This is a genomic window from Dyadobacter bucti, from assembly GCF_005869225.1.
In the GTDB taxonomy this organism is placed as follows: domain Bacteria; phylum Bacteroidota; class Bacteroidia; order Cytophagales; family Spirosomataceae; genus Dyadobacter; species Dyadobacter bucti.
The window spans coordinates 478774-501864 of sequence record NZ_SWFP01000004.1; the positions used below are offsets into that span (position 1 = coordinate 478774).

19 protein-coding genes are annotated in these 23091 nt (G+C 49.0%); 4 read left to right on the top strand and 15 right to left on the bottom strand.

The features are described from left to right. Window positions 1-78: 78 nt before the first annotated feature. The 13 genes from FBF61_RS15715 to FBF61_RS15775 form a co-directional block, all read right to left on the bottom strand. Window positions 79-1680, bottom strand: a complete 1602-nt coding sequence (locus FBF61_RS15715) for a Gfo/Idh/MocA family protein (RefSeq protein WP_229215069.1) — start codon at window positions 1678-1680, stop codon at window positions 79-81. Between the two features lie 8 nt (window positions 1681-1688). Next, on the bottom strand, window positions 1689-3431 hold the full coding sequence (locus FBF61_RS34900) for an alpha/beta fold hydrolase (protein ID WP_205748288.1): 1743 nt from the start codon (window positions 3429-3431) through the stop codon (window positions 1689-1691). Between the two features lie 18 nt (window positions 3432-3449). Continuing rightward, a complete protein-coding gene (locus tag FBF61_RS15725; protein ID WP_138478843.1) occupies window positions 3450-4538 on the bottom strand; it encodes a hypothetical protein in 1089 nt (362 codons plus the stop codon). 80 nt (window positions 4539-4618) lie between these two features. Further along, a complete protein-coding gene (locus FBF61_RS15730) occupies window positions 4619-5575 on the bottom strand; it encodes a dihydrodipicolinate synthase family protein (protein WP_229215070.1) in 957 nt (318 codons plus the stop codon). An 11-nt stretch (window positions 5576-5586) separates the two neighbouring features. Continuing rightward, window positions 5587-6510, bottom strand: a complete 924-nt coding sequence (locus tag FBF61_RS15735) for a DMT family transporter (protein ID WP_138478847.1) — start codon at window positions 6508-6510, stop codon at window positions 5587-5589. Then, entirely contained in the window at window positions 6507-7640 is a 1134-nt protein-coding gene (locus tag FBF61_RS15740; RefSeq protein ID WP_138478849.1) for a mandelate racemase/muconate lactonizing enzyme family protein, read from the bottom strand. Before FBF61_RS15740 ends, FBF61_RS15735 begins: the two co-directional genes overlap by 4 nt. 1 nt (window position 7641) lies before the next feature. Further along, window positions 7642-8595, bottom strand: coding sequence for a 3-hydroxyacyl-CoA dehydrogenase family protein (locus FBF61_RS15745; RefSeq protein WP_138478851.1), 954 nt, complete (start codon window positions 8593-8595; stop codon window positions 7642-7644). Between the two features lie 18 nt (window positions 8596-8613). Continuing rightward, entirely contained in the window at window positions 8614-8994 is a 381-nt protein-coding gene (locus FBF61_RS15750; protein WP_138478853.1) for a RidA family protein, read from the bottom strand. Then, window positions 8987-9781, bottom strand: a complete 795-nt coding sequence (locus tag FBF61_RS15755) for a creatininase family protein (RefSeq protein ID WP_138478855.1) — start codon at window positions 9779-9781, stop codon at window positions 8987-8989. Before FBF61_RS15755 ends, FBF61_RS15750 begins: the two co-directional genes overlap by 8 nt. A 104-nt stretch (window positions 9782-9885) precedes the next feature. Next, window positions 9886-11979, bottom strand: a complete 2094-nt coding sequence (locus tag FBF61_RS15760; protein ID WP_138478857.1) for a beta-N-acetylhexosaminidase — start codon at window positions 11977-11979, stop codon at window positions 9886-9888. 594 nt (window positions 11980-12573) lie between these two features. Beyond that, complete coding sequence (locus FBF61_RS15765) at window positions 12574-13212, bottom strand: GntR family transcriptional regulator (RefSeq protein WP_138478859.1); 639 nt, start codon at window positions 13210-13212, stop codon at window positions 12574-12576. Between the two features lie 539 nt (window positions 13213-13751). Beyond that, complete coding sequence (locus FBF61_RS15770) at window positions 13752-14240, bottom strand: Panacea domain-containing protein (protein WP_166444546.1); 489 nt, start codon at window positions 14238-14240, stop codon at window positions 13752-13754. 203 nt (window positions 14241-14443) lie between these two features. Continuing rightward, window positions 14444-14830, bottom strand: coding sequence for a LytR/AlgR family response regulator transcription factor (locus FBF61_RS15775; protein ID WP_138478864.1), 387 nt, complete (start codon window positions 14828-14830; stop codon window positions 14444-14446). 314 nt (window positions 14831-15144) lie between these two features. Between FBF61_RS15775 and FBF61_RS15780 the strand changes: the two genes are divergently transcribed. The 3 genes from FBF61_RS15780 to FBF61_RS15790 are packed head-to-tail and all read left to right on the top strand — an operon-like array spanning window position 15145 to window position 18103. Then, on the top strand, window positions 15145-16233 hold the full coding sequence (locus tag FBF61_RS15780) for a sensor histidine kinase (protein ID WP_138478866.1): 1089 nt from the start codon (window positions 15145-15147) through the stop codon (window positions 16231-16233). Beyond that, on the top strand, window positions 16230-17309 hold the full coding sequence (locus FBF61_RS15785; protein WP_138478868.1) for a sensor histidine kinase: 1080 nt from the start codon (window positions 16230-16232) through the stop codon (window positions 17307-17309). Before FBF61_RS15780 ends, FBF61_RS15785 begins: the two co-directional genes overlap by 4 nt. After that, entirely contained in the window at window positions 17306-18103 is a 798-nt protein-coding gene (locus tag FBF61_RS15790) for a LytR/AlgR family response regulator transcription factor (protein WP_138478871.1), read from the top strand. Before FBF61_RS15785 ends, FBF61_RS15790 begins: the two co-directional genes overlap by 4 nt. On the opposite strand, the gene FBF61_RS15795 is transcribed toward FBF61_RS15790, so the two are convergent. Together FBF61_RS15795 and FBF61_RS15800 are read right to left on the bottom strand one after the other, a co-directional pair. Next, a complete protein-coding gene (locus tag FBF61_RS15795; protein ID WP_138478874.1) occupies window positions 18104-19648 on the bottom strand; it encodes an alkaline phosphatase family protein in 1545 nt (514 codons plus the stop codon). It lies immediately after the preceding gene. A gap of 21 nt (window positions 19649-19669) precedes the next feature. Then, entirely contained in the window at window positions 19670-20476 is an 807-nt protein-coding gene (locus tag FBF61_RS15800) for a hypothetical protein (RefSeq protein ID WP_138478876.1), read from the bottom strand. 221 nt (window positions 20477-20697) lie between these two features. On the opposite strand from FBF61_RS15800, the gene FBF61_RS15805 reads away from it, so the two are divergent. Continuing rightward, the gene (locus FBF61_RS15805; RefSeq protein ID WP_138478878.1) at window positions 20698-23088 is read left to right on the top strand and encodes an ABC transporter permease; all 2391 of its coding nucleotides are present in this window, start codon (window positions 20698-20700) and stop codon (window positions 23086-23088) included. Window positions 23089-23091: the final 3 nt, after the last annotated feature.

A 23091-nucleotide genomic window follows, 5' to 3' on the forward strand; every position in this document is an offset into this window, starting at 1 on the left:
TACCCGGCATTCGCAAATATAGATTTTTTTATCAATCAAAGTAGAAAATTTTAAATGATAATTAGTCTGCCTGTGGGATTAAAGCTTCACTTGGGTATTCCCGCCCTTTTCCATTGAAATATCTACCGGCTTGTTGGTTTTCCAGGAACCGTTTGTAAAATCCGGGACAACTATGGAATTCGACCTGTGGGCAACAGACCATTCGCTCAGAGGGCCTATCGCGCTCCATAACGCCGCATCGTAAACATCCTGGTCGAGCGGCAGGCCGTTGCGCAGGCAGTCGACCGTGCGCCAGTCCATCAGAAAATCCATACCGCCGTGACCGCCGACCTTTTTGGCCATTTCACCGATCTTTTTAACAATGGGCGGGGTGTATTTTTCTTCAAGATCCTTGTATTCCGCATCGGTGAGCCATTCATGTCCCTGCGAGTACCTTGCCGGGAGCGGATACTTCAGCGCGCTTCCTTTGGTGCCGACGATGGTCTGGATGCGGGAGTAGGGGCGGGGAGAGCTTACATCAAACTGCACCATGATGGTGCGGCCCCGGCTGGTACGGATGGTGGATGTATTCATATTACCGTTAAAAGGCTTGCCCACATAAGGTTTGAAAAACGGATCTTCAGAAGCCAGTTTTTTGGCAGTATCACCCATAACAAAATCTCCGGAAGCCATGGAAACGAGGTAATCCATTTTATCGCCCCGGTTGATATTCATAACCTGACAAATTGGTCCGAGACCATGCGTAGGATACAAATTGCCGTTTCTAACCGACAACTCATTAAGCTCCCACATCTGGTAAAACCGGTCTTTTGAAAATACATATTCCTGCAAATCATGTATATAGGCACCTTCACCGTGGACGATTTCGCCAAAAAAGCCGTGGCGAGCGAGGTTAAGGGTAAGCAGTTCAGAAAAGTCATAGCAGCAGTTTTCAGTCATCATACAATGCTTTTTGGTCCGCTCCGAGGTCTCCACAAGCTGCCAGCATTCTTCGATGGTCTTGGCGGCAGGCACTTCTACGCAGACATGCTTTCCGTGGTTCATCGAAAATACGGCCATCGGCGTATGCAGCGCCCAGGGCGTTACAATATAGATGAGATCAATATCCGTACGTTCGCAGAGCTTTTTCCACGCGTCGGAACTGGTATCATACGCGCCAGGCTTGTGGCCTGACTTTTCGACCATTTTCTTTGCTTCCTGCACTTTTTCAGGGCGGAGGTCGCATAGCCCCATGATTTCAACGCCTTCAATTTTGTTCATACGTTCAACGGCAGCCATTCCCCGGTTGCCCAGACCGATGAACCCCACCCGGACTGTTTCCAGTTTCGGAGCCGCGTAGCCGCACATGTTGAATTGCTGGGCGCCGTACCCGGCGGATATGTCAGGCGGCATCGTCCCGGCTCCAGGCGTGCCGTCGGCAGCGGGCGTGATGCCCGCCCCGGACGTGCCGTCAGGCCCGGACGCAGTGCCCGCCCCGGACGTCGTGCCCGCCCAGGACGTCGTGCCCGCCCCGGACGTCGTGCCCGCCCCGGACATCGTGCCGGCCCCGGACGTCGTGCCAGCCCCGGACGTCGTGCCAGCCCAGGACTTAAGTCCTGGGTTATGTGGATCGTTGGCTGCGGTCAGGCCGAGGCCGGATAGGGCAGCGAGTTTCATGAAGTTTCTGCGGGTATTTTTCATATGGCAGGTTATTTTTTCAGGATGGTATCGATGAATTGGTACGCCTCAAAACGTACCTGGTCGGGGAAGTCGTGGCCGGAATCCGGATACCGGGCCTGTAAATGATCAGTTGCTCCGAGCAGGCGGTATACCGGCGAGACATTTTCAATTCCTTTCTTAACGCCCTTTACATCAAAGTTGCTGTCCTTTAAGGGAGAGTTCGAGAAAAACGCCCGAGGCGCAATCGCTGCAATCACCTCATCAAAATCGAAGGGCGTTTTTTCAGGGTCAAGGTTGTATTTTGTTCTTAACAAAGGCATGTACCGGTCCTGCGCCCACGGGCCAAGGCGGCCTCCGTATTTTTGTGATGCCGGGCCGATGTTATAAAAGTCGAACAATGTCCAGCCGGAACTGGTGACCACCACTTTTAAGCGGCTGTCGAAAGCACTGACGAAAATTGCGTTATGACCGCCGAGCGAGTGCCCGATCACGCCGATTTGGTGTGCATTCACATCTTTTCTTGAAACGAGGAAATCCACGCAGCGGATATGGTTGAAAATCCCCTTCATCGTAGCCGATTCATACCGGTCAGCCGCAAAATCATAGTCTTTTGAATCCCCGAAACTCGGGTAGTCCGGTGCGATCACTACATATCCTCTTTCGGCAAGTTCCCGGGCATAAGCCAGGTTTTTATTTTTGTCTTGCCCATCCACACTCTGCTTCCCGATCGGACTGGTTTCATGCAGGGCCAGCATAGCAGGGTATTTTTTTGATTTTCCCGAAGGTATGTAAAGGTAGGCGGTGATATGCTCTGACTCCGCGACCAGCATTTTGATCGTGAAACGTTTGTAGTTTTTTCCCGAAACACTATCCAGAAATTGCACTTGCGGAACTTGCCGGGCATCGCGGGCCGGTAGTTTTCCCATCGCAGCCTGCATGCTGTCGAGGATCTGCATACGTTTCAGGTTCCAGTCTTTTTTCGTTTTAACCGGCCGGTTATGGTACGTGAGCAGATCCTGGGCGGACGCAGCATACACGCTCAGGAGAAGAGATATCACGAAAATCAGGATCCGGCGAGGACGGCGATCGGGTTGGGAGATGACCCCGGGCCCGGATGGTATGGTGCCTTCGACGGACATGTCCCCCCGCCCGGACGGCATCCCAGCCCCGGACGGCATCCCAAACCCGGACGGCCTCCCAGCCCCGGACAGCCTCCCAAACCTGGACGGCATCATCCCGGCCCCGGACGGCATCCCAGCCCCGGACGGCCTCCCAGCCCCGGACGGCCTCCCAACCCCGGACGGCATCCCAGCCCCGGACGGTATCATCCCAGCCCCGGACGGCCTCATCCCAACCCCGGACGGCCTCCCAACCCCGGACGGCCTCCCAGCCCCGGACGGCCTCCCAACCCCGGACGGCCTCATCCCAACCCTGGACGGCCTCCCAACCCCGGACGGCCTCCCAGCCCCGGACGGCCTCCCAGCCCCGGACGGCCTCCCAACCCCGGACGGCCTCATCCCAACCCTGGACGGCCTCCCAACCCCGGACGGCCTCCCAGCCCCGGACGGCCTCCCAGCCCCGGACGGCCTTCCAACCCCGGACGGTATCATCCCAGCCCCGGACGGCCTCCCAACCCCGGACGGCCTCCCAACCCCGGACGGTATCATCCCAGCCCCGGACGGCCTCCCAGCCCCGGACGGCATCATCCCAGCCCCGGACTTAAGTCCGGGGTTAATGATGGGCAGGGCGGCGGGTTTCGTGAAATATGTCATATATCGGAGATTTATGGTTTAAATCACGTCTCCCAGCAAAGCAGGTTCGTATCCATTTTCATGTGCCCAGTTCACGGCAGAGAGGATTTTCTCACGGTAATCGGGCTGGTAGTTGAAGTAAAACGGATAGAAATACTGCTCATGCACCAGCAGGTCCAAATAAGGTGGCCGGTTGGCGTTTTCCAGATAACTGTTCAGGTGGGGTACAATTTCTTCGAGCGTTTTGGTATCGATCACAATGCTCGTTTTAATGAACACGATGTCTTCGGAATGGTCTTTCCAGACAAACCGTTTCTTGATATGCCGTCTTTGCTCCTCGCTCAGGTAATAGGAGGCAGAATACTGGTCGTCATCAATGTTGAAATAGCCGAGCTGGCCTTTGTAACCGGCATTACGGAACACCCGTGACGCATCACGGGTTGCTTCCCCCCAATGGATCGTGGTGACGCTGGTCATCACTTCTTCTCCCGCGAAGCGTTTGATTTCGCCAATGACCAGATCGCAGTCTTTTTTCACCTCATCATAACCGGCATTGATATAAGGCTGGTCGGGAAATTCACCTAATGCGTGAAAGCTCAGCGTGAGCCAGCCAGCATTTTCCCTCCATTCATTTTTGAACTTGGCGGTGAATTTGGAAAGATTGAAATCGTCTTTCTGAAAAATTCCGTCGGTCTGATAAAAGAGGTTCAGATGGATTTTGGTGCCGTACTGGTCATTTACTTCCTTTAAAAAAGCCAGGTACGGGTTGTCGAACAACGAATAGTAAGAATCTGCATGTTCCTGTATGTCCCTCAAAAACCAGATGTTGTCGTCGATGGACAGCCGGTATTTGTTTGCAAAATTTTTGAGGCGATATACAGTAATGTACTTTTCTTCACCGGTCGTTTCATCCCGTAAGTGAATCGTATTCTCATAATCGTGCAGCCTGATCTCCGCCGTAAAAATCCCGTTCTGATACTCCGTTTCTGCGTCGTTGAGGGTCAGCCGGCTTTCTTCAGGTGCAGCGATTTTAAATAGCACCTGCAGATATTCCTCCGTCATGATGCCGTCGTTGGCATGCAACATATCGCCGTCTACCGGACTTATAAATTCAATGTTTGATTCCATTGCGGATTTGTCATTTCATGGTTTTACAAAAAACATGGCTAACAGCCTTGCCGCTGATAACTCTAACCTGTCTGTAAAAATTATGCATGGGTATCCTGATTGGTTAAAGACTTGATTACCCAGCTCTCATCTTCAAGCAGTTCAATGATCCGCTGATTGAGTTCTTTGATATAGGACACCGATGAAGCGTCGGGAATATAGGCTGCTTTGCGCGCGATGCTGTTGGATAAAATACCTCTTGCGATCAGCAGCTCCTTTTCCGCGTAATGAAAAAGCTCCATGTTCTGCAGCGAAAAAAAGATCTGCGGCATTACTTTTTCGAACAGATCGAATGCTTTTCCATGCTCGCCGCTGCTGCGGAGATTGAACACTTTCTGAAGAATGTCCGCTACTGCCAGACCCGGCATGACGCCGCGGATGCCGATGGGGATCAGTTCCAGCATGTACAGACCGCCCCAGCCCTCGAAAAGCCCGATTTTGTCTTTTGTGGTTTTGATAATGTCTTCAAATTTTGGTGCGCATAGTGGTTCTTCCAGTTTCAGGTATTTGAAATTCGGATTTTCGTCCATCAGGTTTTTGATAAAATCAACACTGATAGAGGAGCCGCCTGGGTTGAAGTCCTGGATCAGTACCGGCGTCCGGGGTATGGCCTGAAGGAATTCGGCGAGGTATACTTTGAGGGCATTTTCGGGTAGTGAAAAAATACGCGGAACTGCGAGGGAAATTACATCCGCACCAGCTTCTACATTGGCCTTTGCCAGTTTGATAGCCACTTTGAGCGACGGATGATTGGACTGCGCCACGATTTTGATCCTGCCTGCTGCGTGTTTGACGGCTACCCGCACCACGAGCAGTTTTTCATCATCGGTGAGTTTGTAAAATTCACTGGCATATGCCGGCAGGCACACTGCTTGGATACCGCCCGCGATCGCGAAATCGATTAACCTGCACAATGCATCCTGGTCAATTTCTTCATCTTCGGTAAAGGGCGTCGGGATGATCGGAACAACTCCCAGCAGTTCGTTTTCAGTATTCATAATGTTGTTGTTTACGGATTAATATTAACCAGCTTTTTTTGAGCCTTGTTGTCAACGATGGTCAGGATCAGGGTGGATGCCAGCACCAGCACGCCACCGATGATCGCCTGCGTTTTCAATGTTTCGCCCAGCCATATCGCCGCTATGGGCAGGCCAATGAACGTGATCATGTAGTTGGAAAGCGCCACCTGGGTTGCGTCCAGATTTTTTAATGCTTTGAAAAACAACAACATCGAAAGAAAGTTATGGAAAAGTGTCAGTGATATCATGCCGATCCACGTATTTGTGGTGTAGTCAGGTATTTTCAGATACATTTCGGGTTCGTAATACCATACCAGGGGCGCCAGCAGGATCACCATTACGAGGTAGGTGTAAAAAACCATTTCCATTTCTGTGTATTGCTCGGCTATTTTTTTGCAGCCGACATTGTAATACGCGTTGCCGATAATCGCGATGAAAATGAGCAAATTTCCCAGTGCGTAACGCGAGCTCATGTCCATCTGCTTGATATCGTCGGTGGAGCAAAGTGCCACGCCAATGATCGCGATCGCAAAGCTGATCCAGCGGATGCGGTTCATTTTTTCTTTCAGTATCAAAAACGCAAATACTGCTGTGATGATCGGCAGGGTAAGTACCAGTATGGCCGAGTTGCTCGCCAGCGAATATTGGGTACCGTATGTCATGAGTACCTGCGACGGGAATGCGCCCAAAGCTGCGAGCTGCACGAAAATCAGGATATCCTTGGGCTTTTTGCCGCCTTTTTTAAAATCCTTGACCACAAAAGGTGCCAGGAAAATGGTCGCCAGCAGCATAGGTGCCCATACTGTAAAATAAGGCCCTACCTGGTCCTGTACCAGTTTGATGCTCGTAAAGTGGAAGGCCCACATGAGGTTACAGGCAAACAATATTAACCAGGAAATTACCGATTTACTCATAACTGCGTTTCCAGAATTTGGTTTGTTTTATATATTTCAATGGCTGCTTCGTCCAGTGTAATGCCCAGGCCGTGGCCCTGCGGTACGAGTGCTGCACCGTGCTCGAATTTTATACCCTCCACAATCAGGTCGTCGGTCCTCACCAGCTCGCCGAAAATATCGGACGGAATGGTGCAATTAATGCTGGCAGCAGCAATATGAAGGCCCATTGTTTCGGAAATGCCGAGGTCCACTTCGGAGCCTCTCCAGCAGGATTTTCCCTCCAGGTGCGCGATTTCAGCGAGTAGCAAGCAATTGTAGGCTGAGCCGTTGAAATTGTATCCGTTCGCCGCGTCGGCTCTTACAAATGCGATCATATCCCGGATATCCTGGGTATAAGGCAGTGAAATATGCCGGTACAATGGCATTCCCAGTTCTTTTTTCAAATACCTAAATCCCTCGATATCTGCGTGCAGAATGGGATCTTCCAGGCCGAGCATAATACCCTTATCCACGCCTTCCATCAAATGCATGGTGGTTTTTACGTCGTTCCAGCGCTGGTTGGGGTCCAGGAGGATTTTGATTCCCTCCCCGCATTTTTTCCGGATCTCATCTGTCCATAACCTTACCGGGTCTTCGTCCGAGCATTTGAATTTAAATACCTTATGGCCTTTTTGCATTGCTTCAAACGCTTTCTGAGCAGCATCTTCCGGTGTGCGCCTGCCGGTCCAGCCCATGCAATCGATGCGGTCGCGGTAGCCGCCGCCGAGCAGCTGGTACACGGGCACATTTAGGATCTTGCCGACCAAATCCAGTATAGCCGATTCAAACGCTTCATAGATCCGCTGGTCGGAAATGGGCAGCCTGCGCCAGTTGAGTTTCAGGATATCCCGGCCTGTAAATGTTTTGATAGCATCATAAAGCAGGTCGGCGGAAGCGCTGCGGTAGGTTTCGCCTATGCCGGTGAGGCCGTTTTTAAGCTTTATTTCAATGATCCATTTGGGCTGGTCTGCAAAGGAAGTCCAGCTTTCGCCCGTCATGAATTTTTTGGCGAATTCGGTGTCTTTGTCCAGTACCTGCTCGGAATTGAGGCTGCCTGGCCTGGACGGCACTATTACTTCGGTTGCGCGGATGGATTGTATGGTGGTCATTTTATTTCTTCTGGATCTCTTCGTATTTCTCAGCCAGTTTTCGGATATCGAAGCTGAACTCAATGAATTTTTCTTCCCATTCGGCCGCTGTCTCCGTCGTATATTGGTAAAATCCGTGCGCGTTACTAACCCCCTTTGCCCCGGCGGCGACCAGCTTTTCCATGGACTCAGGCGTTTTGATGGTGTTGTCAAGATCCGGGAAAAGATCTTTCATGACGGTCAGGTAAGCGGGTATGCCGGTAAGGTCCATGAACCGGAAAGGCCCGGCAAACGTGATCCAGTAACCCAGGTCATTCCGGAGCGAACGGTCCACATCCTCTGGGGTAGCATAGCCGTTTTCGACCAGATTAAATGCTTCCCGCAGCATGGCGTACATGATCCTGTTGGTAATAAAGCCGCGGATATCTTTTTTCAGAACGGACGGTTCCTTACCCCAGCTTTCCGCCAGTGCCACGATCTTTTGCGCATAAATTATATCCGAATCCCTGCCGCAGATCACTTCCATAAAACGGGTAATGTGCGCAGGCTCAGCCCAGTGTATCCCGAGCAGCCTTTCCGGGTATTGCAATCCTTCCTGCAAAATCGTGACCGGGATTGCCGAGGTATTGCTGCCGATGACTGCTTCCGGTGCAAGTACTTTTTCGAGTTGCCGGTAAAGGTCTTTTTTGGCTTCTAGGCTTTCGGTAATCGTCTCAATCACCACCTCGTGATCTGCAAGAAGCGTTAGGTCGTCCGTGATTGTCAGATTATCGATAATTGTTTCCGGTACGTCTGCCACCAAGCCTTCGTCTTTTAATTCATTCAAAAAATGAAGAATACGTTTCCGGGCGGTTTTGGCCTCGTCCATATCCAGCACCAGCGAGGTAACTTTGTGACCGGCCGCCAGGATGCAGGTGGCGATGCTGCTGCCCATCAGACCCAGGCCCACTGTGCCGATATTTATTTTTGTATCCATAATCCTGGCTTTCCGATCCTATTTGATTTTCGCGATCGCATCGATCTCGACTTTGATACCGTCTCCCAAAACCGACTGCACGGTTGTCCGCGCTGGCTTGATGCCAGGAAAAAACGAGGCGTATACCGCATTGTACCGGTCAAATTCATGGATGTCGCTGAGGTGTGAAGTGCATTTCACAATGTTATCCATTGTGCCGCCGGCAGCCTCAATGATCTTTTTGATGTGCATCAGTGTGTTGGTGGTTTCTTCCTCGATCGTGCCCCGGATTACTTCTCCGGTCGCCAGATCCACAGAGCCCTGGCCGCTGATGAACAGCCAGCCGTCTACCAGCACACCGGCCGAGTATGCGCCGGTGTCTACCTGTTTTTCGGGGTGTTTTATTTCAATTTTATTCATGGGATAAATCGGGTAGCAATGGCCAGTTTTTAAATGATGTTATAAAATCTGATACGGACCTGACCGCGTTTTCAATGAGGTGCTGACCTTTTTCGGCGGTAGCGAGCTGCGGGTGGCCGCTGCTTCCGTTGGACGAAATGTAGGCGGTTTGTTTGAAGAGCGTCACGCCTTTGTAGGGCTCGTCGTCTTCAAACGGGATAAATCCGTTGGTTTCCGGACGGACAGATCTTTCAGCCATGTTCATCCATACTTTTTCGGGAAAGAGATGCAGCATCATGCTCGTCTCATATTCGCAGGCGTGACTGAGCGCAGGGCTTTCCATGGGAGCGGCCCCGGCGAAAATACTCCCGGCAGTTTCCCAATAGGTTACCAGCGCAATGTTAGGCGACATGGTACTGTCATATCGGTTGCCGAGCAGCGCCAGGGCCTGCTTCACGGGCGTGATATTGCCCCCATGTCCGTTGAGTAATATAATTTTCCGGAATCCATTGTTCAGCAGTGATTCTACGAGCTCGACAATCGCCTGGGTATAAGTTGTAATGGAAAGGCTCAGCGTGCCCCCAAACGACAAATGATGGTGGCTGGAACCAAACGGCAGGGTCGGACAAAGTAAAATATCGTCCTGCAGAAGCGCCTCGCAACCAGCCGCTACGTGCGAAACGATGTCGGTATCCGTCGACACTGCCATGTGTGGCCCGTGCTGTTCGGTAGCCCCCAGGGGCAATATTACGACTTTGCCGCGTGTCTGCTGGTTGATCGTTTTATATGTCAGGTTGGCAAAAAGCATGGGCTTAGGTTTGAATAACTATCGTTCAAATGTAAATATTAAATTTTTTGTATACAAAATTTATATAATTTAGTTTACAAAAAATTTCCGTGTGATTTCTCGACTCAAAAATCGGGTTTAAAGAGTTCTTCAAACCGTTCTTTGGAAACATTTCCGGGGTCGTTCTGTATACGGTAATCCAGAACTTTCAAAGACAGTTTTTGCCAGAGACCATACTCTACATCAAACCTGCCCAGCATGGTATTGAGCCGGTAGGGCATGTATTCGTTGAGCCAGGATTGTCGGTAGGCTTCTTTTAATTCGCCGGCTTCGTCCATCAGGTCCACCAGCAGCCCGTGGCATGGGTAGGTAAGGTCATAGACCACGAAGTCATTTTTCTTTTTGGCGAGCATGGATTCGTTCCAGCGGTCGCAGATCGTTTTTGCCCAGATAAACCTGGTGGCCGAATACTTCACCAGCCGGGCAGATACCAGCAATGAATGGATCCAGCCGGTGTCCTTTTCTGCACATTTTTTCAACGCCAGTATACAGGCATCTTCCGCTTCCTGGCTGGCCTTTCTGGCGTTTTTGAAATCTTCGAAATGTGCCTGTGTGTTTTTCAGGTAATAAGGCTGAAACGGGTTCGACCAGCTTTCGACAATGGTGCCGCGCGGGACGCCGTTTGTGTTTTTGCCGAGACATTTGTTGAGGTAACTTCCTGCGAGCGCCATTTTTGAAAATGCTTCTTTCATTTCTTCCCCTGCTGCCGGAAATACGATAGCCGCATAATGGTCGCTGAAAGTATTTTTATCCGGTACTTTTCCCTGCCAGGCCCCGATGCTTCCGTAAGCCATGAACAGCCAGGATGACCGCACGAACGGCTCTACCGGATCAGTCCAGACGGAATTGATAAAACCGAGGGTCTGGTTTTTCATTCCGGCCTGCAAACACAGGTCAATATTGTCGTAGGTGTAGGCTGCATCAGGGTATACGTGGCCCCAGCCGGAGACGGCGGGCTGAATGAAAAAGTCCTTTTTTTCTTTCAAAACAGGATTCAGATACCGGTTGATCTCCGCGGTGTCGGGCTTGTATTCCCATATCACCGGGATCACCTCCTGCGGCAGCTTTTTCATGATATCGGGATAATAATTGTTCATATCCGTCCATGCGAGCACGGTTTTGCCGTATTTTCTCAGTTCCTCCTGCACAAAAGTGAGTTGTTTAAGCCAGAGCTCCTCTGAGTTGATTTTGATATCACCGTCGTCGGCGATGCGTTTGGTTTCCCAGGTTTCGTCAAACCCTACGTGGATAAAAGGGCTGGGGAAAAGGTCAGTGTATTGCTTGATCCAGTTTTTCAGCAATGCGTTGGTGCCAGGATTGCGCGGGTCCAGCTCGTGTCCGTACTTACCGATGGCGAGGTCCGCATATTTTTCATTTCTGACCAGTTCATGCAGGTGGCCGTAGAGGTTCAGGAAAGGGATCACATCTATGTGCCTCTCTTTTCCGTAAGCAATGACCGTCCTGATCTGTTCTTTGGCATAACCCGCTTTGAATCCTACGGACGGGAAGCCGTCCAGTTCTATACTTACTTCATTGTAAAAATAGTACTGATTGGTTTTCCACTCTGCCAGAAAATCGATCTGTTTTTTGATCTCGTCCATTGTCAGTAACCCTCCGTGGGCAAAATCCATCATCATGCCGCGGTAGGGAAGTTTCGGACTGTCGCTTATTTCGACATGCGGGATAACTGTCTCTGTGCCGGTCCCGGTGATCAGCTGTCGGATGGTCTGTACGGCGTAAAAGAGGCCGGCGGAGGTTTGGGCGCTGATGCTGATCCGTTTTGAATTGATACTGATACTGTATTTTTCCCGGTCGCGACTTCCGTCGATCTCGCTGACAGACGGCAGTTCACCGCCATTTTCTTTTACGGTATAAATGACGGAAGCCGATTGGGCAGACGCTGCTTTTCTCAGGGTTTTTCCTGTCTTCAAGCTGATAGTCTTTGTGAGCTCGTTCAGGGCAAAACGGATATCCGGACTTGCGGAGGCCGGGATATGAACGGAAAGATTTTGAAGTGGCAAATTGCCCTGGCCATACTGAACGCTTTCGGGTTCCGGAAGTAACACCGGTTTCTGAGCTGGAACGGTCGTTCCAAAAGCGAACAGGATCGTGAATACCAGTAAAAATTTGATTGTTTTGGCGGATTGGATCGGGTGCATTCGTTTTTGTAATAAATAAGAATTATTTGGTTTTCCACCGGAGGAGGTCGTCAACCGATTTTGTGACGTCAACGTTTTCATTTGCAGGGATCAGGAAAACATTGCTTTGAAAATGTAGCTCCTGGGTAATGGCATTTCAAATCCGATACGTACCGTTGCAGGACTTGTTTCATCGCATTCGTGCGGTGGATCGGTCGCCCAGATTTGTAGCTTTTTTCACCGGAGCTTGTATCCGCAGGCACTCGTTCTTAAAGGTTGATCCACTGGCGACTGGATTGGTAAAAAATTTGCCCAGTGAACTCTTCATGAACAATGTTAGTCTGAAATTCAGAGAATGGTTTTTGTTATCATATTTTCTAATTTTTTGATTACAAATATATTTTTATTTTGTTTACATAAAAATGCAGAGCGTGATATTTTTTAAATTCATAACCCGATGAATCGGTTGCTGTTATTGCCGGCTGATTCAGGATTTGTTTTGGCAGGTATGGAAGTACATGAGGTGTGGAAGTAAAAAAGAAAACCTCTGCGGATTTCTTTCGCAGAGGTTTTCTGATGGTGCTACGCAGGTTCGGTAACTGTCACAAAAAGTGTTTAGGTCAGATCCAGGGATGCTACCTCGCCTCGCTCCAGATGTTTTGTCAGGGCTTCTTCGGCTCGTTTCAGGTCTCGGGCTTTGATACCTGCAACAATTTCCCTGTGCTCCTGGTCGGTCAGTTCATAATCATCCATATGGATCTGCGTTTTGCCCAGTTTTTGGTGGAAAAGTGGAATGTTGCTGGCTATGTAAAGGTCTACAAGTTTCACGTTGCCGGCACACTCTATCAGCGTTTCATGAAATTTTACGTCTGCTTCGCACGCTCCGCCAAGATAGCCTCGCTCCACCATGGATGTAAAATCGTCGCAGATTCTTTCCAGCTCGGCAACTCCGTCGGCATCTATTTTCTGGATCACAAGCCGAAGCGCGCCGATCTCCAGTATCTCCCTGAGTTCACGGATTTTATGGCTGTCTTCTATCGTAAGTGTTTTTACAAAAAAACCGCCTTTTTCACCCTGTACGATCAGTTGCTCTCCAAGCAGGCGGGTCAGGGCCTCGCGGATTGCCATACGGTTCGCTTCCAGCTTCTGCGCCCATTCGTCTTCTTTCAAGCGCGTTCCGGATGTAAGCTGGTTGGAGAGTATTTTCTTCCGAAGCTCAGTGTACGCCTTGTTGGAAATTGAATCTTCCTTCATAATATGTAAACAAAATTATAACTTTCCTGTAAACTTGTTTGCTGAATGCAAATGTAGAGAATTATGCTTCCAGATACACACTATCTTTTTTTCATGCCTAGCTGTTGCCTGCGGATTGCCGTCAGATAAAATGCATGGAACTTGTCGAGGAAAACGACGTAGAAAGTGTTGTTCACAACATGACCGACGAGTATCGAGCGACCATTGACATGAATTCTCGCCCATTTTGCATCCTCCGGAACATTTTTTGGAAAGGTAAATAACGTTCGGTCACTGGCAGGAAAGTCTCCGTAAATTGTAAACTCTCTCCATCTACCTGTGCAATTAGTGGTCGGCAACAGTATCCCTGAAGAAGATCCAGAGCTCTCGAAAGCAAACCATCTTTTTGCCAGTCACAGAAAGTCGACCCGCATCTTTGACTGGAATCCAGATACTGAAATGAAACCTTGAAATTATCTGTGAGATCCGAGACAGAAGCTTTTTTGCGGGCCAAAGATGTTTCCAGTTTGCTCTTTGGTTTTTTCTTACTGAAATCCATTTTACAATCCGAGCTCCGTCTTATAATAGGTTTTCATCGTATCTTTTTTGATCAGAACGTCACATCTGTCGCCTGATGCGTAACCAGTTCGAGCTTTTTTCCAAGGTTCTTCCTGGTGAGTGGCATCTTCCAGCTCCATATCTGTCCAGGAGGTCAGATTCTTTAGAACATTCTGAACTAGGGTCAGCTGACTTGATATCAGTCGAGATTCAACCTGGATATCGGGATTTTCTCCGCCGCCCCATTCCATGTCCCGGTAGAGCAGGGATTTGCCTTTCATTGCATTAAAGACCGATCTGTTTACCGGCCCGTGGACCCAGGCTTCGTAATCACTGTTCGTCAAAGGCAAGTCGAAATACGCAAGATGGTATGCTTCACAATAGTAAAGCAGCTTCTGCAATTTCAGATGTGACATGGGGCCGAAGTTTTTGAGAATGTAGTTGGCGAGGGTCCCCTCATCGATTACCCCAATTTCCTGAGCTGTTTCCATTGTATTGATAGTGTATGAGTTATGTTTGTGATTTAACATATTAATAACAAAGATAAAAATTTCCCCAGGAAAGAAAGCCTATCCTGTCGCTTATTCCAAATGCGAATAGAGAGCATATGTTCGATTGAGCACAATGCCAACAACCAGACAAGATTGACTTGTCTGGCCCTCAACTTTGTTAGATATACGTTGATAAGAAGACGTTACCCCACAGCCAAATACTCTACTGCAAGCAGTTCCCCGATCTCCCGGATCCTGCGTCGGGCGATGGGGACTTTGTGGCCGCAGCTCAGAAGCAGAAGGTCAGCGTCCAGACGGGCCGTGACAAATTCCGGATTTACGATGTAAGATTTGTGTACCCGCATAAAATCCGCCCGCAATGCTTCCTGTACATTTTTCATGGTTTTCGAAACAAGATACTTTTTACCCTGACGTGTATATACGTAGGTGTAATTTCCTTCTCCCCGCAAGTGCGTGATCTCGCAGGCAGCAAGCCAAAGTACCTGGCCGGAAATATGGACTGCAATGTGACGGGCGCTTTCCCCGCTGGCGAGGGTAATGATCTTGGAATTCAATAATGATGCTTTCATGGCTAATAGATGAACAAGCTGGTTACAAGTTGTTATCCCGCCCGGTACTTCCCGGTTGGGTGCTACAAAAGTGATATCGGGATGGCCACAAGCAAAACAGAAATTCGCCGGATTGTGTGTTTTGATATCTGAAACCCACTTTTTGGCTTCTGATCGGTTTACGAGGTAAAAATCGGAGAGAAAAGTCTTACAATCAGCCGGCAGGCAGTTGAAAGGAAGGTTCCGCCAGTTGACCGGCTGTTTCCGACAATTGACAGAAGATACTTTTCTGTTTCAGGAAACGGCTTTTTACTTTTATCGTCTCAATCAATTATATGAAAAGCTTCAGGTTTCGGTCTTTTGAGAGATACTTCAATTCGATGCGGGATAACCGCCTCAATTTTTTTATCATCGTGCTGGTGCTGCCGTGGCTTGTCCCGCTGATCTGCTATCTGATGTGGGGCAGGGAATATTTTGTGAATATCGGGGTGTTCCTGGGCGGGACGGCTATCAATTTTTCGCTTTGCCTGCTGGCACATTATATCAATCAGACTGTGGCGGTTTATGTTGCAAAACTGTACCCCGATACCCACCAGTCGGTTTACCGGGTTGCTTTTTGGTTTATCCTGTATTCGGTCATTAATGTTTCGATATTGTTTTTGGTACTCTACGCTTATGACCGAATACATCTGTTCGGTTTTGTGTTGCGGACAGAGCGGGTGGTTTGGTCGGTGTTCACGCTGCTGGGAGCATCCCTGATCGCGTCGGGGCTGACAGAACTGGCCTATACTTTCATGCAGTGGAAAACCAACCAGCATGAGTTGCAGCAAATGGAACAGAAACAACTGCAGACTGAGCTGGACCTTGTAAAGCAGCAGGTCAATCCGCATTTTTTGTTCAATTGCCTTAATTCCCTGTCGGTGCTCATCACGGAAGCGCCGCTGGTAGCTGAAAAGTTTGTCGACGAAATGTCTAAAGTGTACCGCTATATGCTCAGTGTCCATGGTACTAACCGGGAGGCCAGCATGGTGGCACTGGATTCCGAGCTGCGTTTTATCCGTTCGTATATTTATTTGCTGGAAATACGGTTTGAAAAAGGGATTTCGATCGTACTTCAGGTGGACGACATCTATCTCGAAGGACAGATCGTACCGCTTACCTTGCAGACACTGATCGATAATGCCATACGTCACAACGTGGTGTCAGCTGCAAGCCCCCTGCACATCCTGATCCGGACAACGGCAACGGGGCAGCTTGAAGTCAGGAACAATCTTCAGAAAAGGAAGGTCAGGATGCCATTCAGCAATGCCGGACTGTCTTCCATTATTTCGCGTTATAAAATATTATTTAACCAGGCAGGAACGATCCATATCAGGGAAGACGATTCGGATTTTACTGTTCTGTTGCCTCTGATCCACACATGATACCTGATCTGAGAATCAATTACATCGGGCGTCTGATCTGGCTTAGCCTGTTTGGCAGATGGATTTTTGTGTTGCTGGTCCCCTGGTTTGTACCCACGATCAGCTACCTCCTGATCGGCGATCCGTACTTTTCGAGTGTTTCCAATTTTTTACTGGGCACGCTCATGGTGCTTTTCATGACGATACTGGCTTTTGTGCCGCACGACTGGGCTGCCCAGTACATTGCCCATAAATACCCTGCTGTTCAGTCTTCGGGCAAACGGGCTTTTTACACGGCGCTGGCATTTTGTGTGTTAACGGGTATTTATATTTCGGTTTATGGCCTGCTGATCATTCATCTCCGCCCGTTCAATGCCCAGCTGGATTTTGGGAAAATGGTCAATGTATATCTTTTTGAGTTTGTGGCGGTACTCATGCTGACCTGCTTGTACGAGGTCAATTATTCACTGGGCAAATGGAAGGAAAGCAAGATAAACAAAGAGGCTATGAAAAAAGCAGGTCTGCAGGGCCAGTTACAAAGCCTGAAAAGTCAGGTTAACCCGCATTTTCTGTTCAACAGCCTCAATACGCTTTCCGCGCTGATCACCGAGGAGCCGAAAAGAGCAGAACAGTTTGTGGACGAAATGGCGAAAGTATACCGGTATCTGCTGCAAACCAACCAGCATGAACTGACCACGCTGGCGACCGAGATCAGGTTTATTAAATCTTACTATCACTTGTTGAGAACCAGGTACGATACGGGCCTCGAACTGAAAATCCGGGTGGAAGAGGAGGCGCTGGGCAAATTCATTCCGCCGCTGACATTACAGCTGCTAGTAGAAAATGCGGTCAAGCATAACACGATTCTGGAAAAGAATCCGCTTTTTATAGAAATCACTGCTCTGGGCGGAGAGTACCTGGAAGTCAGGAATAACCTGCTGGAAAAATCGACCCCGGTAAAATCGACCCGGCTTGGTCTGGCAAATATCGAAGCCAAGTATCAGTTGCTATCTGACCGGCAGCCGGTGATTGAGGCAGGGGCCGGCTACTTTAAAGTTTTGTTACCGCTGCTTGCAGAAAAAACTGAAAACCAATGAATATACTAATCGTAGAAGACGAAAAGCTTGCTGTGAGAAAACTCACGAAGCTCCTGGAAGAAACCGCCCCGGAATTTTTAATCAAAGGTGTGACGCCCAGCATTGAAGCCACTGTGGAATGGATTTCGGAAAACCGTGAGGCGGGAGAGCCGGAGCCGGACCTCATTTTTCTGGATATCGAGCTGGCCGACGGACAGAGCTTTGAAATCTTCAACAGGGTCGACATCAAAAGCACCGTTATTTTTACAACTTCTTATGATGAATATGCTTTGCAGGCTTTCAAGGTCAACAGCATAGATTATTTGCTCAAACCCGTCCAGCAGGAAGATCTGCTGCGGAGCATCAGGAAGTTTTACGACCTTACCCGCAGTCAGCGCGGTGCTGCCCCGGTTGCGCTTCCGTCCAATCTGGAAAACATTCTGAAAAGCCTCCAACTGCAGCAGTCGCCAATCGATTACCGCAAGCGTTTCCTTGTAAAACAGGGGACCCGGCTGATGTCCGTAGAAACCCGGGATATCGCCTATTTTTATATTGACGAAGGTGTCAGCTTTTTCAAGAACCATCAGGGGCAGAAATTCGTGGTGGATTACCGCATGGATGAAATGGAGCTGTTTCTCGACCCTGAATGGTTTTTCAGGATCAACCGGGCGATTATCGTGACTCCCCAGTCTATTGTCAATATCCAGCCTTATTACAACAACCGCCTTGCGCTCACCATGAACCCGCCTTTTGACAAGGAGGCCATCGTCAGCCGGGAAAAAACAAACGATTTTAAAAAATGGATGGGGAAGTAGTTACGGGCCGGGTTTCCTCCTGGTATTTGTAAAATTTACATATTTGTATTTACCCAAAACAGACATTTCAAGGGAAAGGCTGTATGTTCCCCAGGGATATCTGGCCTCCGTTGACACTGTTTCTTTTTTAAAGTTTGGGCTGGCTTTTGTTGTCTTTTTCAGAAATTCGGAAAGTATGCGGCCGTCCATTTTAGGAGGTACCGGAAGGTTATAGAGAGACAGGACGGTAGGTGTGATATCGACATTGGAAGTCGGCAATGTTCCGGTGAACCCCTCTTTGAAGTCCGGGCCTTTGGCAAACAGCGCAATGTTGATCTCATACGGACTTGAACCGCCGTGCCCCGCCACGCCTCCCGAAAAATCGGTGCCGGCATAACCCTTGTCATTTTTGTAATCGTTCCAATTCATAGCCACCAGGATATCGCCAGAACGCTCAGGGTGGCCGTAGTGGACGGCATCAAAAGACAATGTCCCCTCTACCCAGCCCTTCATATCGCCTGTTTTTTTTGCTTTGGTAAACACAGCCCCGATCCATTCCTGTTTGTGCAGGGCAGCAACTATCTTTTTGATCGCTTCCAGATCGCGGTCCTTCACATATATTGCACCCTCCGCGATCACTACGTCGCCCGATCCCTTGTCTTTCTTCAAACCTTCCCGGATCAGGAAATCCGTCAGGCTTTGTTTGCCGATATGGGTTACAAATCCGTGATCCGTTGAAATAATGATATTGTATTGCCCTAAAAGGCCTTTTTCTTTCATAGCTTCCAGGATCCTTCCAAACTGTGAATCCACGTACCGGATGGCAGACACCGCTTCTTCCGAACCGATGCCGTGTTCATGTGCGGCGCCGTCGGGATCCGAAAACCAGATCGCACTTACAAGCGGTCCTTCTGGATCAAGCCCATATTTGAGCAAAGCATCTGTGATCCATTGGTGCTTCTTGTTTTTGTCGGACTCATCTTCCGGCATTTCCCCGATGTCGGCTGTTACCTGTGTTCTGAACGATTCCGGCAGGATCAGGCCTGGATTGATAATCGCCCCGCTGCCCACAGTATGGTTTTGTAAAAATGCCTGGCCGGTCGTCCCGGAGCTGAAAACCATCATTTTTTCACCGGCCGACTGCAAAATTTCGCCCAGTGAAACAGCGGTCAGAAGCGGGCCGGAAATCGCGCCGGAGATCTTCGCCAGATCGTCGTAAGTAGTACCCGTACTTTTCGTCGGATTTACCTCCGGGAAAAATACGCTGTTGCCCAGCAGTCCGTGGGTGCCGGGGTAAGAGCCTGTGGCATAAGATGCGGAGTTCACGCGCGTAACGGTCGGGAAAACGCTGTGATGATGCTTTCCGAACGACGCTTTTTCCTTGAATGCATACAAATTCGGCATCCCTTCTTTTGTAATGTAATCAGGCCGCAGGCCGTCAAAGAATACGATCAGGGTTTTGTTTCGGGCAGTATGCGCAGCAGGTTTTCCATTGTTTTGTGCCAAAGAAAACAGGGAATGCAGGTTGACAGCAAATACAAATAAGCTCGTAAAAATGGTTTTCATAAGCTGTTTTTTGGTTCCAGATCAGTTGATTTCGGAAAGCGTAATGGTATTTTCAGAACGGTTAAGACCATATAACAGTAACTTATCCTTCACAGAATGGTCTATGGCAATGCCCTGCCCCTGTATAGGTGCCGGAAGTGTGTTGACATGTTCGAGGGTATAGCCTGATTTTGGCAGTCTGAGCACATAGAGCTCAGCTGCATCGTGGCCGGTACAATACAGCAGGCCGTCTTTTCCCCAGGCCCCGCCGGAATTGCTTTTAGGTGTAAAAAGTGCCACGATGTTTTTCGGGAAAATCCAGGATTCTGTGGCCCGCCAGTCCATATCATATTTTACAAGAGAAGTCCATCTGACATCCCTTCCCTCGCTCGCTTCCTTACCGGCATAATGTGCAAAGCCTATCCACCAGTATCCGTCTTTCTGATCGATCCAGGTGAGAGAGCCGTGCTCGGCAATGCCGAAACTATGGTTCCCGATATGCTGCATTGTATTTACATCAAAAATCTCCACCGAACTAGCCATGGGAATTTCGGGGTAGTTGGAATTGGCACAGTACAATTTGCCTTTGATAACCACGCCGCTGTTCAGATGTTTGATACCCGCTTTCGAAACGTCCCAGGCCGCAACCTGTTTCCCATCATTTTTACCGAATTTGGTGATCGTGCTGTTATTGATCACATAAAAGAAACGTTCATCTACCGCAACTGCCTGCTTCGCTTCTGTGACCCTGAATTTCTTTATTTCTTTGATAGTCTGGGCGACGGATTGTACTGATAAAAAGCAGGAGACCAAACAAACAGATGTAAAAATTGTCTTGCGGAAGTTCATGTTTCGGTGCAGAAATTAGATAGCTAAATTTAGATAAATATTTTTGCCGGTTCTTTACCAAATCTTTATAAAAAGAAAAGACAGTCATAAAACCGGACAAAACCTGTTCGGAATCGTACAGATTTTTACAATAAAATAGCCGGAAACTAGCTATTTACAAGGTTTCGGCTTATGGTATGATAGTTTGACGGGAGCTGAGGACATGCCCTGACTTCCATTTTATGATGTTAAAAAACTACTTCAAGATCGCGTGGCGAAATCTGCTGCGCAGCAAAACATACAGCAGTCTGGTGGTTTTCGGGCTGGCCAGCGGCATGACTTGTGCCGTTATTCTTGCTTTATACGTGCGGGACGAGCTGAGCTTTGACAGGTATCATCAAAACACCGGTGATATCTACAGGATCAACCTGAACATTCAATGGGAGGAAAATGAATTTAATATGGGCCTCGCTTCGCCTCCGTTCGGCCCGGCCCTGAAACAGGAGTATCCCGAGGTAAAGAATACCCTGCGCGTCAAAAAAGACAATTCCGTGTTCCGGGCGGGTGAAAAATCCTTGCGGGTGAAGGAAGTGGTGTTCGCAGATTCTTCCTTGTTTTCATTTTTCGACTACGCATTTACAGAAGGCAATCCGCAGACGGCTCTTTCCGGACTGAATAATGTGGTTTTGACCGAAAAGCTGGCGTTGGTATTGTTTGGTAGAACAACGGGCGTCATCGGAAAAGTGGTCACTGTTAAAAACAATATACCTTTTAAAGTTTCGGCGGTGATCAAAAGGGTGCCGTCCAATCATCATCTGGCTTTCGATGCGATTTTGCCTTATGCCAACAAAGCCGTCAGTGCGATTAATGAAGAAAGTTGGGTGAATTTTAGTTCGTCGGTTTACGTATTGCTTGACAAAAATGCAGACGCGGCGAAACTGGCAGCAAAAATGCCGGCTTTTTATAAAAAATACATTGCCCGGGAAATCGGGGACGAAGGCGGCGGGAAGGTCAGATTCAAAATTGCATACCAGCCACTGGCAGACATTCACCTGCATTCCACGGAACTGATGGGAGAAGAAAACGGCAGCAAAATGTCGTATATCTACACTTTTTCGGTCATCGGTCTGTTTATTCTGCTGATAGCGGTCGTAAACTATATCAATCTCGCTACGGCCCGGTCCATGGGCAGGGCCAAAGAAATTGGTGTCCGGAAGGCGGTAGGCTCACAAAAAATTCAGCTTGTATCTCAGTTTTTGGCAGAATCCATGCTGGCGTCATTTCTAGCCTTGTTTATTACAATAGGATTGGTGTACCTTTTGCTCCCTTTCTTTAACCTCATTTCCGAAAAAACTTTAACGTTTGATCCCACAAATCCGCTAATGCTCGGTTTTCTGACAGGGTTCGCGGTTTTAACGGGACTGGCCAGCGGCCTTTATCCTGCCTTTATCTTATCCCGTTTCAAGCCCGCAATGGTGTTGAAAGGCTCCATGTCGGCCAACGGGCAAGGGGCTCTGCTGCGGAAATCACTGGTGGTGGTGCAGTTCTCTATTTCCATGATTATGATCGTCGGGACGATTGTCGTGTACAGGCAATTACAGTTTATGCGGCATTCACAGCTGGGTTTTAATCAGCAGCAAGTGATCATGGTTTCACTGAAAGGCTCTTCCGCCGAACAATCCGGCGCAGTTTTGAAAAGCAGTTTGTTGCAAAATCCTATTATCAGCAGCGTGAGCCTCACCAACGGTTCAATAGGAGGGGGGCTGAACAATAAATCGACTTTTTCGTTTTATGCAAAAGGTAAGGAGCAGTCGATCAGTACCGAACATTTTCGCGTGGATGCCGATTTCCTGAATGTGCTGCAGATCCGGGTGAGCGAGGGAAGGAATTTTCAGCCGGGCACAGACCATGATTCTTCCCACGCGGTACTGGTAAACCGGGCGATGATCCGGCGGCTGGGCTGGAAAAACCGTACCTCCGGCCTGATCGAAATCGACACCCGAAAAGTGCCGATAACCGGCATAGTAGAGGATTTTCATATCCGCTCCCTGCATCAGCAGATCGAGCCGCTGGTATTGGTTTATAAAAAAGAAAAGGTCGACCAGATACTGATTCGCGTGGCCGGTCAGAACATAGCAGCTGCCCTGGATTATATTGAAAATATATTCAAAAAGACAAACCCGGGCCTACCTTTTGAATACGCTTTTCTGGATCAGACATTTGCCCGTCAGTACAAATCGGACGAAAGGAAAGGCAGCTTGTTTCTGGCATTTTCAGGAGTAGCGATCATCATTGCCTGCATGGGATTGTTCGGTCTGGCGACATTTACTGCCGAGCAGCGCACCAAAGAAATCGGAGTGCGGAAAGTGCTGGGCGCTTCGGTGGCGAGTGTTGTAGCGTTGCTTTCAAGGGATTTTCTGAAATTGGTAATGATCGCGATTATCATTGCAACGCCCGTCGCCTGGTACCTGATGCACGGCTGGCTTCAGAATTTTGCCTATAAAATTGATATTGAATGGTGGGTTTTTGTACTGGCCGGGTCGATATCTGTGCTGATAGCGGTGTTCACCGTGAGTTTCCAGAGTATCAAAGCGGCTTTGATAAACCCTGTGCGAAGCCTGCGCGCTGACTGAAAG

Excerpts from the sequence above, each read along its gene's own strand:
- FBF61_RS15755 (WP_138478855.1), bottom strand. The coding sequence starts at position 9,781 with ATGCTTTTTGCCAACCTGACATATAAAACGATCAACCAGCAGACACGC.
- FBF61_RS15780 (WP_138478866.1), top strand. The coding sequence starts at position 15,145 with ATGAAAAGCTTCAGGTTTCGGTCTTTTGAGAGATACTTCAATTCGATG.
- FBF61_RS15735 (WP_138478847.1), bottom strand. The coding sequence starts at position 6,510 with ATGAGTAAATCGGTAATTTCCTGGTTAATATTGTTTGCCTGTAACCTC.
- FBF61_RS15745 (WP_138478851.1), bottom strand. The coding sequence starts at position 8,595 with ATGGATACAAAAATAAATATCGGCACAGTGGGCCTGGGTCTGATGGGC.
- FBF61_RS15740 (WP_138478849.1), bottom strand. The coding sequence starts at position 7,640 with ATGACCACCATACAATCCATCCGCGCAACCGAAGTAATAGTGCCGTCC.
- FBF61_RS15805 (WP_138478878.1), top strand. The coding sequence starts at position 20,698 with ATGATGTTAAAAAACTACTTCAAGATCGCGTGGCGAAATCTGCTGCGC.
- FBF61_RS34900 (WP_205748288.1), bottom strand. The coding sequence starts at position 3,431 with ATGACATATTTCACGAAACCCGCCGCCCTGCCCATCATTAACCCCGGA.
- FBF61_RS15760 (WP_138478857.1), bottom strand. The coding sequence starts at position 11,979 with ATGCACCCGATCCAATCCGCCAAAACAATCAAATTTTTACTGGTATTC.
- FBF61_RS15795 (WP_138478874.1), bottom strand. The coding sequence starts at position 19,648 with ATGAAAACCATTTTTACGAGCTTATTTGTATTTGCTGTCAACCTGCAT.
- FBF61_RS15775 (WP_138478864.1), bottom strand. The coding sequence starts at position 14,830 with ATGAAAGCATCATTATTGAATTCCAAGATCATTACCCTCGCCAGCGGG.
- FBF61_RS15770 (WP_166444546.1), bottom strand. The coding sequence starts at position 14,240 with ATGGAAACAGCTCAGGAAATTGGGGTAATCGATGAGGGGACCCTCGCC.
- FBF61_RS15730 (WP_229215070.1), bottom strand. The coding sequence starts at position 5,575 with ATGAATACTGAAAACGAACTGCTGGGAGTTGTTCCGATCATCCCGACG.
- FBF61_RS15715 (WP_229215069.1), bottom strand. The coding sequence starts at position 1,680 with ATGAAAAATACCCGCAGAAACTTCATGAAACTCGCTGCCCTATCCGGC.
- FBF61_RS15790 (WP_138478871.1), top strand. The coding sequence starts at position 17,306 with ATGAATATACTAATCGTAGAAGACGAAAAGCTTGCTGTGAGAAAACTC.
- FBF61_RS15725 (WP_138478843.1), bottom strand. The coding sequence starts at position 4,538 with ATGGAATCAAACATTGAATTTATAAGTCCGGTAGACGGCGATATGTTG.
- FBF61_RS15800 (WP_138478876.1), bottom strand. The coding sequence starts at position 20,476 with ATGAACTTCCGCAAGACAATTTTTACATCTGTTTGTTTGGTCTCCTGC.
- FBF61_RS15750 (WP_138478853.1), bottom strand. The coding sequence starts at position 8,994 with ATGAATAAAATTGAAATAAAACACCCCGAAAAACAGGTAGACACCGGC.
- FBF61_RS15785 (WP_138478868.1), top strand. The coding sequence starts at position 16,230 with ATGATACCTGATCTGAGAATCAATTACATCGGGCGTCTGATCTGGCTT.
- FBF61_RS15765 (WP_138478859.1), bottom strand. The coding sequence starts at position 13,212 with ATGAAGGAAGATTCAATTTCCAACAAGGCGTACACTGAGCTTCGGAAG.